At 41.3% G+C, this 10,234-nt stretch carries 10 protein-coding genes; 4 read left to right on the forward strand and 6 right to left on the reverse strand.

Features of this window, described 5'->3' with window-relative positions:
- A partial coding sequence (locus tag ACO0KY_RS18635) for a restriction endonuclease (protein ID WP_423048595.1) occupies window positions 1-496 on the reverse strand: 496 nt, incomplete at its 3' end.
- Window positions 497-1,077: 581 nt separating this feature from the next.
- Between ACO0KY_RS18635 and ACO0KY_RS18640 the strand changes: the two genes are divergently transcribed.
- A complete protein-coding gene (locus ACO0KY_RS18640; protein ID WP_423048597.1) occupies window positions 1,078-2,355 on the forward strand; it encodes a tyrosine-type recombinase/integrase in 1,278 nt (425 codons plus the stop codon).
- A gap of 84 nt (window positions 2,356-2,439) precedes the next feature.
- Here the strand turns inward: ACO0KY_RS18640 and ACO0KY_RS18645 are convergent, their stop codons facing one another.
- The 3 genes from ACO0KY_RS18645 to ACO0KY_RS18655 are packed head-to-tail and all read right to left on the reverse strand — an operon-like array spanning window position 2,440 to window position 4,526.
- Window positions 2,440-2,859: a hypothetical protein gene (locus tag ACO0KY_RS18645; protein WP_423048599.1), complete on the reverse strand. Its 420-nt coding sequence runs from the start codon at window positions 2,857-2,859 to the stop codon at window positions 2,440-2,442.
- Window positions 2,860-2,891: 32 nt separating this feature from the next.
- Window positions 2,892-3,557, reverse strand: a complete 666-nt coding sequence (locus tag ACO0KY_RS18650) for an AAA family ATPase (protein ID WP_423048601.1) — start codon at window positions 3,555-3,557, stop codon at window positions 2,892-2,894.
- A gap of 15 nt (window positions 3,558-3,572) precedes the next feature.
- The gene (locus ACO0KY_RS18655) at window positions 3,573-4,526 is read right to left on the reverse strand and encodes a hypothetical protein (protein ID WP_423048603.1); all 954 of its coding nucleotides are present in this window, start codon (window positions 4,524-4,526) and stop codon (window positions 3,573-3,575) included.
- A gap of 165 nt (window positions 4,527-4,691) precedes the next feature.
- Here ACO0KY_RS18655 and ACO0KY_RS18660 point away from each other — a divergent pair, with 165 nt between their 5' ends.
- Window positions 4,692-5,621: a hypothetical protein gene (locus tag ACO0KY_RS18660; RefSeq protein ID WP_423048605.1), complete on the forward strand. Its 930-nt coding sequence runs from the start codon at window positions 4,692-4,694 to the stop codon at window positions 5,619-5,621.
- Between the two features lie 101 nt (window positions 5,622-5,722).
- Here ACO0KY_RS18660 and ACO0KY_RS18665 read toward each other — a convergent pair whose 3' ends face one another.
- Both ACO0KY_RS18665 and ACO0KY_RS18670 read right to left on the reverse strand, forming a co-directional pair.
- Entirely contained in the window at window positions 5,723-6,289 is a 567-nt protein-coding gene (locus ACO0KY_RS18665) for a tyrosine-type recombinase/integrase (protein ID WP_423048607.1), read from the reverse strand.
- 175 nt (window positions 6,290-6,464) lie between these two features.
- Window positions 6,465-8,162, reverse strand: coding sequence for a hypothetical protein (locus ACO0KY_RS18670; protein WP_423048609.1), 1,698 nt, complete (start codon window positions 8,160-8,162; stop codon window positions 6,465-6,467).
- 362 nt (window positions 8,163-8,524) lie between these two features.
- On the opposite strand from ACO0KY_RS18670, the gene ACO0KY_RS18675 reads away from it, so the two are divergent.
- On the forward strand, window positions 8,525-8,965 hold the full coding sequence (locus tag ACO0KY_RS18675) for a DUF6641 family protein (RefSeq protein WP_423048611.1): 441 nt from the start codon (window positions 8,525-8,527) through the stop codon (window positions 8,963-8,965).
- 157 nt (window positions 8,966-9,122) lie between these two features.
- Entirely contained in the window at window positions 9,123-10,160 is a 1,038-nt protein-coding gene (locus ACO0KY_RS18680; protein WP_423048613.1) for a DNA methyltransferase, read from the forward strand.
- The last annotated feature ends 74 nt before the right edge of the window (window positions 10,161-10,234 follow it).

Raw genomic sequence — 10,234 nt, forward strand, 5'->3', positions numbered from 1 at the left:
AAAGGTAGAATTGATGAACAAGCTGAGAAAATATTTTTGAATAAGACTTAGGAAACCATCTTGCCGCTAGTATCCAGCCTTTTGCCTTTTGAATTGAAAGCAGGGCTGATTCGATATCTTTATCATTGAAAATTTCGAAATCGAACGGTGACCTGTTGTCCCTAATTCCTCTTAATTTGTCATTAAGACTGTTATTTGGTGAACTTGAGTAAAACGCTATAAATTTTGCGCAACCATGTGCATCAATTCTACCTTTTGGATCCTCCTCATTTGACGCAGTTACCGAAGATGACAAATAGTGCTTGCAGCTAACCAGCCATCTCTGTCCGTTTACTAAAACTATAATATCGGCTCCACCGTCAGCTCCCCGGCCGGCTGTTTTTTCAATCTTTCCATCAAAAATATCTTCAAAGAATTGTTTTGCAAATTTCTCGAATGCTTCAGTATCTGGAGATGGTGCTATCGCCTTAGGAATTTCTGTGAAATCTAATAACATATCAAAGTAAAAGAATTGTTAGACAAGTGCCAATATTAACTAAAAAAACATCATTGGTTCACGACAAAGATACCAACAATATTTCTTTCGGAATATTTTTTGAGCTAGATCAAAAAATATCATGTGATGCAATGATTAAACCGTTCCGCAATCAACAAAACCAGTTTTATTTTAAGGGCTAGAAAGTCAATTAAATTGACACTTTTACGGAAGCAAAAGGCTGTCGTAGCCTGCGCTGACATTAGAAATCTCATAGCGTTTCCACTGCTCACGACGAACGATTTCAAGTGATCAACCACAAACCAAATTTCCATCTACAAATATTCAATACGTCATGCCAGCAAAGGCATTCCGAATTCCGCAATGTGTGATTTTGTAGATTAAGTTTCAGCTAACGTATTGAAACACAAGGAATTTGTGAATGCTTGAAAATCCTTGTGTCGGTGGTTCGATTCCGCCCCGGGCCACCAAGATACGGGGCTTAGCGCATGAAAGTGTGCTAAGCTTTTCTGTAACACAGTCATCGCACAGTTTTTAGATAGCTGCTACACTGAAATTTACTATTTTAAGTGTGCTGCTATATGCCTAAAACTGCTGCTAAAACTCCCCCACCCAAAAACAAAAACGCTGAGACAGAGCTTGTCTACGCACGCGACGGCGAAGTAGTGCTTTATAAGCGCGGCGAAAGCAAACGCTGGCAAGCGCGTTTTAAGCTGAACGACGCTAAATGGCATCGCATCAGCACCAAGCAAAATAATTTGGAATACGCAAAAACATTTGCTTGCAATGCATACGACAAAGCTCGTTTTTTGCGTGAAGAAAATCTGCCAGTTGCCAGCAGGCGTTTTAGCGATGTGGCAAAGCTTGCCAGCGATGAAATGCAAAAGCAACTGGACAGTGGTGTTGGCAAAGTCGTTTATAACAGCTACATCAGTGCAATCAATCGCTATCTCGTGCCCTACTTTGGCAAATACAACATCAACACGATTGGCTACGAACATCTCAAAACATTTGATGCGTGGCGCACTAAAACAATGGGACACGCGCCTGTTGCCAGCACAGTCACCACACACACATCTGCATTAAATCGCGTATTTGACGCTGCTGTAGAACGGGGCTGGCTGGCGCAATCCCAAGTTCCTAAAATGAAAAATAACGGAGCAAAGGGAACGCCGCGTGAAGCTTTTAGTTTGGCTGAATACAAAAGCCTGACAAGCTATATGACGACTTGGGCAAAAAAGGGACATATGGAAAAAACCGTGCATATGCGCGAACTATTGCGCGACTATGTGCTGATATTGGCAAATACAGGAATGCGGCACGGCACAGAAGCGCTGAATATGAAGTGGCGCGATGTGGAATGGATTATGAAGGGCGGTGAGCGTTATTTACAATTTACCGTAAACGGCAAGACTGGCAAGCGCACATTGATTGCGCGGCATAATGCTGAAGATTATTTGAAACGGATTAAAGACAGATTTGAGGATTTGAAAAAGTTGGAATTTGATGCGCTGCTTAAAAAGAAAATAGATACATTTATTTTTCGATTGCAGACTGGCGAAACGACAAATTCGTTGAACGGCACATTCAGAAATTTAATGCGCGACAGTGGCTTGGACAAGGATAAGGGCGTGAAAGAAAAACGCACGCTGTATAGTCTGCGACACACATACGCACACTTCTCACTGCTACAAGACAATATGCCAATCGAAACGCTGGCAAAACAAATGGGAACAAGCGTGGGGATGATTGAAAAACACTACGGTCATATTACTCCTGCATTGAAGGCTGATGTGATTGCTGGCAAGAAGATGGGCAAGCATAAGGCTGCTGCGTCGAAAGTGTCGTCAAAAAAATAACCGTTGCATCACCAATTTTTAGACGAAAAAAAACTCACTGGCTAGGTGAGTTTGTGAATGTCGTTTTGAAAACGACAAACTTTGCTATGCGGCTTTTTGCTCGTCTGTATTGAATTCAATGTCGCATATGTGGCGTGACTGGAAAGGACCGACTTTTGATCCCCACTCTGCGCCGTAAAGATTGTTTCGTGCAACCCCGTAAAACAACGGATTACCATCTGCATCATCTATGACGTGAGTAATCTCAACCCAAAATCGTTCACCACCATGTTCCCACCATGTCGCTGAAATTTTCACCCAGTCATTTACACCCACACTGCATCTCATTGCTTCGCTGGGAATATGAAAGGTTAAATGATTTTCAGCTTGATACGCGCAGTCCATCAATCGCAACTCGCACTCTCCATCGTAGCCTTCGATTGTCGCTGTGTAATCGCATCGCGTATTAAACTCTTTTTCCAACCAAACCATCATTCCATCAAATGTTTTAAAATCGTATTTCATAATAAATTCTCCATGTAAGTAAATAAAATAAGTTAAGCGGCAATTTTCATTTGCCGATTTATTGCGATTTCAATGCACAAATCCACTACTTCGCGCGCACTTCCATTGCAGCAGTCAATCGCTGCAATTAGTTCAGCATCGATCTGTGCGTTATCCACGCCATACTTTGCGAGGATGCGATGCGCAAGTGGTAGCCAAGCTGCGGACGGTGCTGCATTAAATTCGACAAGATGGCAGCGGCTTTTTACGCCACCATCAATTTTGTCAATGCTGTTAGTTGCCATTACAAAAATCGTCTCCCGTTTGTCCATAAGCACCTTTAGTGAAGACATGGCAACGTCAGAAAGTCTGTCAACTTCATCCAGCACAAAGTAGTGGTAACCGCTATCGTTACTTGAAATCACATTTGAGTTGTTGCCGATAGCCGCTAATATATTCACGCCGTTGTTGCCACCAGCTTGTATCTTGTAATGCTTGCTATATAAAAGCTCGCTCCCCTTTCCAGCTTCAATTGCGCTTGGCAATAATTTTGCCAATGCTGATTTGCCAGTTCCCCAAGTGCCGTATAACAAAATGCCATTTTTGCCTGACTGTGGAAACGGGCGACGCCCGTCCACAATACTTTGCACAAGCAACTGCTCACGCGGAGATTTGAAAACAAAGTCGCTAATCGACTGCGGATCTAAATTGATATTCATTTTCGTATCCTCCAATTAAGCCGCAGAAGCAGCGTTGATGGCAGCATCACGTGCAGACGCGTCGTTTGCTGCCGCAGTCGTTGTTGCAACCGTTGTCAGTGCAGCTTTGTTTTGTTCAAAATATTGCGACTGAGCAGAAACGACAACAGCTTCTTCACGCACCACACCCAAAATCGCAAATGTTCCGTCTGCTCGCTGACGCGCAATCAGCACTACGTCATAATTCAAACATTCTGCTGGAGCTTGCTGCGCCAGCTCAACGCCTGTCGCAATACCAAGCACAGGTTTATTCAGCATGTAAGCGCGGGCAGCATCAGCCTTGTCACGCTTAGTCGTAATTTTCTTCTCCTGCCCGCTTTGTGTTGCAGCCGTTTCAGCATTTTCTTTCGCAGCTCTGCCAACACGTATATCTTCAATGCCACCGTTATCCTCAATCCAGCTCACCAATTTTTCAGCTGTAATTCCGTTGCTGATTGCTAAACGGAGCACAGTTGCATATGCAGAGATACGACGACGGTCACGCTGCGCATTGCGATCCAGCGCTTCGTCATAAAACACGCATTTAACTACTTTGTATATTTGCTGCGTTCCCTTCTTAAATGTAATGTCATGTTTCTCGCAGAACTGCTTAAACTGAACGCTGATCAAGTCTGTTTCTTTTGCTGCCTTCAATGCATCGTAATAAGACAGGCAGTTAGCAAGGATGCTGTAGAGCTGCAATGAGGACGTGCGATAAACGCCAGCTTCCCACTCCTTACGCGCCGCAACTAAAGAAGTAATGGACAAGGCAATGCTGGCAACAGCAGTTTCTGCGTTTTCAATCGCTGGGACTGCTTGCTCAACAACAGGGGCTGCTGCTGGTTTGTCGTTTGCAGAAACGACATTTTGAGAAAACATGGCAGGCACATCTTTAAAAGAAACAGAAGTGTTGTTATTTGCAAAAGCATAAGATTTGTTTAAGTAAAACATGGTGAATCTCCTATTTAATGTCAGTTAGCGTGACTGAATGTCGCAGTGAAACAAGTCGTTTTTGCCTGTTGCTGCATGTGCTGAACTGATGGAAGAAGTATGACTGACTAATTAAAATCTGTCGTTTAACGGTATAATTACTCATCCAAACAGATAGCAGATATAATGACAACTAATCGAAAAAGAGAGGCTTGGCACTTAAAAAGCGATGATTTTGATCGAAAAAAACGCCATGCCAAACAAGATTGGCGCTTTCAAATGTATTTTGAGTATCTGCGTATTAGCCCAAGTTATCTGTTGGCGACGCAATGCGAAAATGTTGATGAGTTGGCTGCGAAATTAGGGAATGCTGGTGACGCTGCACTTGTGTGGCAGATATACTGCGACTTTGGCAATGTCTTTAATAGTCTCTATCGCAGATGGTGGCTAAAAAAAGGGTTTTACTTGTTTGGTGTTGAGGCAGCTAGACCACGTGTTACAACTATTGCTCACTTACATGGCGCAACGCCTACCAATGAACTAGCTGAAAAAAGTTGTCAGTCACTGCAAAGGTATGTATCGCATAATCATGTTCAGCAAGGCAGGCAAGATTGCCTACTTGTTTCTATACCTGTTGGTTTAAGTAAAGCAGCAGCATTTAAGCAATTGCGTATTCTGCTCGATGCCGTGCCACCAAAAGCACCGTCTATGCCTAAAGCACCATATGAAATTGAAGATAATAAATTGCAATTTAGTCGATTAAAGACTGGTATGCGATTAGCGTACATGCGATCTGCGCGTCCAAATGATGAAGTATGGCGAGCAGCGGTAAGGGCAAAGGTCAGTAAAGTTTCGCATACCAAACTCGATCCAAATGCGCCCCGCAAAGATCCTGCCAACGCAGACGCGAGGCGAGTAATGACGATTATGGCTAGCAAGCTTATGCGTGATACACATCTGATTGCAGAGAATGCTGCACGTGGACGTTTCCCGTGTCTGTCAGCATGTCCTTCTATACCCTTCAGCTATGAAAAATTGGGCATTAAATTAAAAGAAGTAATGGCAAATGAAAAACTGCTCAAGCAAGCAGAAGAGCAGAAACTGAAAAAGGTGTAGTTTGTCGTGTTGAAACGACAAAACTGCATAGTTCTATTTTGTCGTGTTGAAAACGACAAACTTTGACCATCATGCTTTGTCGTTTCAAACACGACAAAATACTAAATTAGCTCAACAGCACTGCGCAACATACTAGGATTTACATCAATGTATTTTTGCGTCACTGCCAAACTTCTATGTCCAGCCAATTCCATCAATACACGCACGCCTACGCCTTTATTGGCAAGGTTAGTGATAAAGCTGCGTCTTCCGCTGTGACTACTTGCGCCATCAATGCCAGCTGCCTTATATAGCCAGTGAAAATGCTGGCATAACGTATTTGCCGTAAAGCCGTCGCGTTTCTGTGTAAAAAATAATGGCATGGTTAAATCGCTTCTATCAATTGTCGCCAAATATGCCAGCAGTTCTTTGCGTAATTTCTCGCCTAAAAAAACTGAACGCGCATGTTTGCCTTTTGTTTGTTCGGGTAATAAACGCACCTCATCTTTTATCATCGCGCCACCAGTCCACACATCACCAATGCGTAAGGCAGCAACTTCGCCTACGCGCATGCCGCTCAAATGCGTAACAAGTAGCATTGCGCGATTTCGCGCTGCATGTTTATGGATTGCGATGTAATTGAGAACTTTTCTCAGTTCTTTTTCTGTTAGTGTTTTTGCTTGTGCCATGTTACTTTCCCCTTAAAATCAAACAATTCCATACGTCATAGCCTATTTCCTTTTGTTCATGTTTGCGACCTTTTTATGCGCAAATAAAATCATCAATGGCATCAATAAGTTAACGCAAGACCAAAGAGTTTTGCTATTACCTTTGGTTTTCTAAATTGTGATTGACACAAAAAACTCAATCAATCATCTCGCATTCCAAAACATGATTGATGTGTCCATACTCAAGCAATATTTTGCGTTGCTCAATATATAATCTGTTTTGTTCCAACGTCATGTAGCAATTGATGAGTTGCTCGTGTTTTGTCATTGGATGCGAGATTGTTTCACCTGCGGCATAGGTAGGTTTGTTGTTTTGTTTTGCATCTCTCATGTGGCACTTTCCTAATCGCTCTTGTTCTTCAATGCGCTGCTTGTGTGTTGCATCTTCTAAAACAGTTTCCTTAAATCGCTCTTCAAATGCAGCGTCTGTTGTAATTGGATAAATGGCTTCGTGCTCAAAGCGCAAGTAGGGAAATGTTTCTTGTAATTGCGTCGTGATGCTCAGCGTTTGTTCCGTTGATAGCTTTTGCTTGAAATACAAGCAGTCGTGTGTCGTTAACAATGGTTCTTGTTCTGCCAGTTCAGCAAACGCTTGCATTGCCTGCGACTCGTAAGCTTGATAAATCCAAGCAAGCTTTTGCTTACTGCTGCGCTTCTTGCCAGTGTTTGGATCATTTTCGCAGTATGTGCAGCAACCAATCGTAAAATCATTCATGCTAAAGTGTGCGAGGATGGTTGCGTTGATTTGCTCAAGTGCTTCGTAAATAAAACAAAAAGTTTGATTTTCAATCAGTCGCTTAAATTCATCAGCACCTAGTCCGTTATATACATCAGCTGGCAATCTGGTATTTTCATCATGCTGCATTCGCGCTGCTTTTGCCAATGCGCCGCGTATGGCGTTGAACTGATTATTTTTTAGTTCTGCACCAAATCCCAGTGCAGTAAATATGGTCTTCACCACTGTTTCATCGACGTTCAAGTTAGCAGCAATGCGCTGGCGAATTTTTGCTCTGTTCTTTATGTAGTCCAATATCGCGTTGATTTTTAGCGTTGGATTAATTGCATGTGCTAGTCCTGCCATAATCGCAAATGCACAAGCCTTAAAATCGTATTTGTGGCAAACCCCTAATGCCGCATGCCGCACTTCTTTAGGCATGCGCTGTAAGCTGTAGCCCTGTCCGTAAATGCGTCCACTGTCAGCCATTTCCCATCGTTCTTTAAGAAATGGCGTTGCATTCATTGCGTTAGCTGGATGTATCATCGATTGTAGTTGTCTTGCTGCTGCTAAGTTCCGAAGTAATTTCTCTGCATATGCGCCACTGCCTTTTGTTGCTCTAAGCGTATCGCTTGTTTTTTCAATAAAGCTTGCTAGCGATACAGGATCAACGTCCACTACGTAGTTTGCGTTTTGCTCGATTTCATCCAATAATTTTCCGTTCGTTTCAATTTTTAAATTCAATAATTCTTCCATCACCAAGTCCTTGTAAATGTCATTTATTTTGACGATGCTTAACTGGCTTTTGCCGTTTTGGTTAAACCCCTTCATTACGACTGGCAGCAGATTTGTTGATGTGTTTGCTTTCATCAACTCATATATGTATTGCTGTTCTTTGCCAACCGTCCCAACTTCTTCTCGTATTTTTGATTGAGAAAAATAAAATTGATTGGCATGTAATGCAGTGCTTTTGTAGTTACACGCCAATGCATTACTTATTGCTGGCAGCATTGCTGCTATATATTTATTGATGCATCTGTCATACAGATATTCTTTACCAATATCTGGTGTTGTGAGTAGTAATGCAGCGCGTAATTTTTTGTGTAATTCAGTGTTCATTTTTTTTTATTGAGTGAAATCTGCAAGCAGTAGCAACTAATAGAAGCATCTCATTTCATCTTCTATTTGCTCTATGCAGCTATCTATTGCCGATCTGTTGTTCAGTTCTTTCTATACTAATAGTTGCGCTACTTTTGCTGATTGAGCTGTTCTGCTGTGTTTCTAATTAAGTTGCGCTACTTTTGTGTATAAATTTATTTATCCCAAGTAAAAATAGTGCGTAAATTTTTTCAGTCAAGTTGGTATGCAAATGCAAAATTTATTGAGTAGGTAATGGCAAATAATGTGGCCTGTTTTAATCGACTAGCCAAAAAACAGGCAATAGACTGAAGACTTAAACACTACGTAATGGAGAAAATGAAATGACTACACTTGCTAACTTAAAGCTGATCGCAGCAAAACGCCCAGCGCAAATATCGCCAGTTCAAATGCGCCGCAATAAAGTCTCAAACAGATTGTGGGAACAGATACAGCTGGCAAAAGCAAAGCAAGAAGGCAAAGTTTATGCACCAACAAAAACACGCACATTGACTGACAAAGAAACTGGCGAACGCAAAACAATGGAAGTAACAAAACGCATGAAAGAATGGTGGTTTATTGCGAACGATGGCAAGTTCTGTGTGTCAGTAAAATATGGCGCTAAGGTGATTGAATTAGCGAAGGGAAAAACGGCTGTTGAGTTGGCAAAGGCAGACGATCTTGTGCAAACTTTGGAGCTACTGAAAAAAGCGGTGGAGGAAGGTGAGTTAGACACGCAGATTGATGCTGTTTGTGGCGCGGTAAAGCTAGGATTTAAGAAGTAAATCCTGTTAAAATGCACGGTTAAGGACATTTAATGCGTTGTTTTTTCGCAATTCAGATTTAACTTATTTCTGCTGAAAAAATTCAACGGCTAGTTTAGTAGTTAACTTTAATTTTTTATAATATTCAATAGATTTAATATTGAAAGTGAAAGTAAGAATGGCTAAAGCTGCAAACTTGCAAGACGATTTATTTGAAGATGTGAAAATTTATGAAAAATTTCTACCTCTAATTAATAAAATTGAAGGCAATGATGGGTTAATTAATGAATGGGATATTCCTCACACGATTACTCAACTTTCATATTTAACTCATAACCATTACAGATATTACGGAAAATTTCCTTCAGTTGTTGCGGGTCAATTATTAGAACAATATTTACCGCCAACACCATCACACTATGTAATAGATAATTTTTGCGGTTCTGGTACTACATTGGTAGAGGCGAAGTTACGAGGGATAAAAAGTTACGGAGTAGATATTAGCTGGATTTCAGCCTTAGTTTCAGAAGTCAAAACTAAGCATATCAATTTGAGTGAAGTTAAGGCACTGCTGTTAACATTAAAGTCAGCAAGTAGCGCAAATGATTTTAAATCATCTACGTTGAATGCGGCATTTGCGGAGAAATGGTTTTCTGAGAATGTAATTATTGATCTTTACAATATACAACAATGGCTGCTGAGTTTGCCAAAGTCGTCTGAAAGAAATTTTTTGCTGGTTGGATTTCTGGCTATCGTAAGGCGTGTTTCTCTTGCACATGATGCCGAAGTCCGTCCGCACATTAATCCTGCCAAAAAGCAGCGTAATGTGCTCCAAGCATATTACAAAAAAATTAAAGATATGCTTGAAACCCACACAGAATATCAATCTTTAAGTAAAAAAAATGTGGTCGCAGAATGCTATGTCGCTGATAATAAACTTCTACCTAACAAATTTTCAGATAAAAAATGCTATCTGCTAATAAGTCATCCGCCCTATTTGAACAGTTTTAACTATCGCCCAGTGTTCAGTTTGGAATTTTTGTGGGGTAATGCCTTTGAGAATGAATTTGTACATGAATCTAGCATAGGGCTTATTAAGGACGAACTCGTTGCCCATCCAGCAAATGAAACAAACACTGAAAAATATTTCCAGCATTTAACAGATTGCTATAAAGCTTCATACCCCCTATGTCAGGATAGATGTCGCGTCAATTAATTCACATCAACCGTATTGGGGCGGAGTAAAGACATGCAGTGAATCGTTATCCAGCAGAACGCAAGGAGGCCATC

The organism is Undibacterium sp. Dicai25W (genome assembly GCF_049340505.1).
GTDB classification, from domain to species: domain Bacteria; phylum Pseudomonadota; class Gammaproteobacteria; order Burkholderiales; family Burkholderiaceae_D; genus Undibacterium; species Undibacterium jejuense.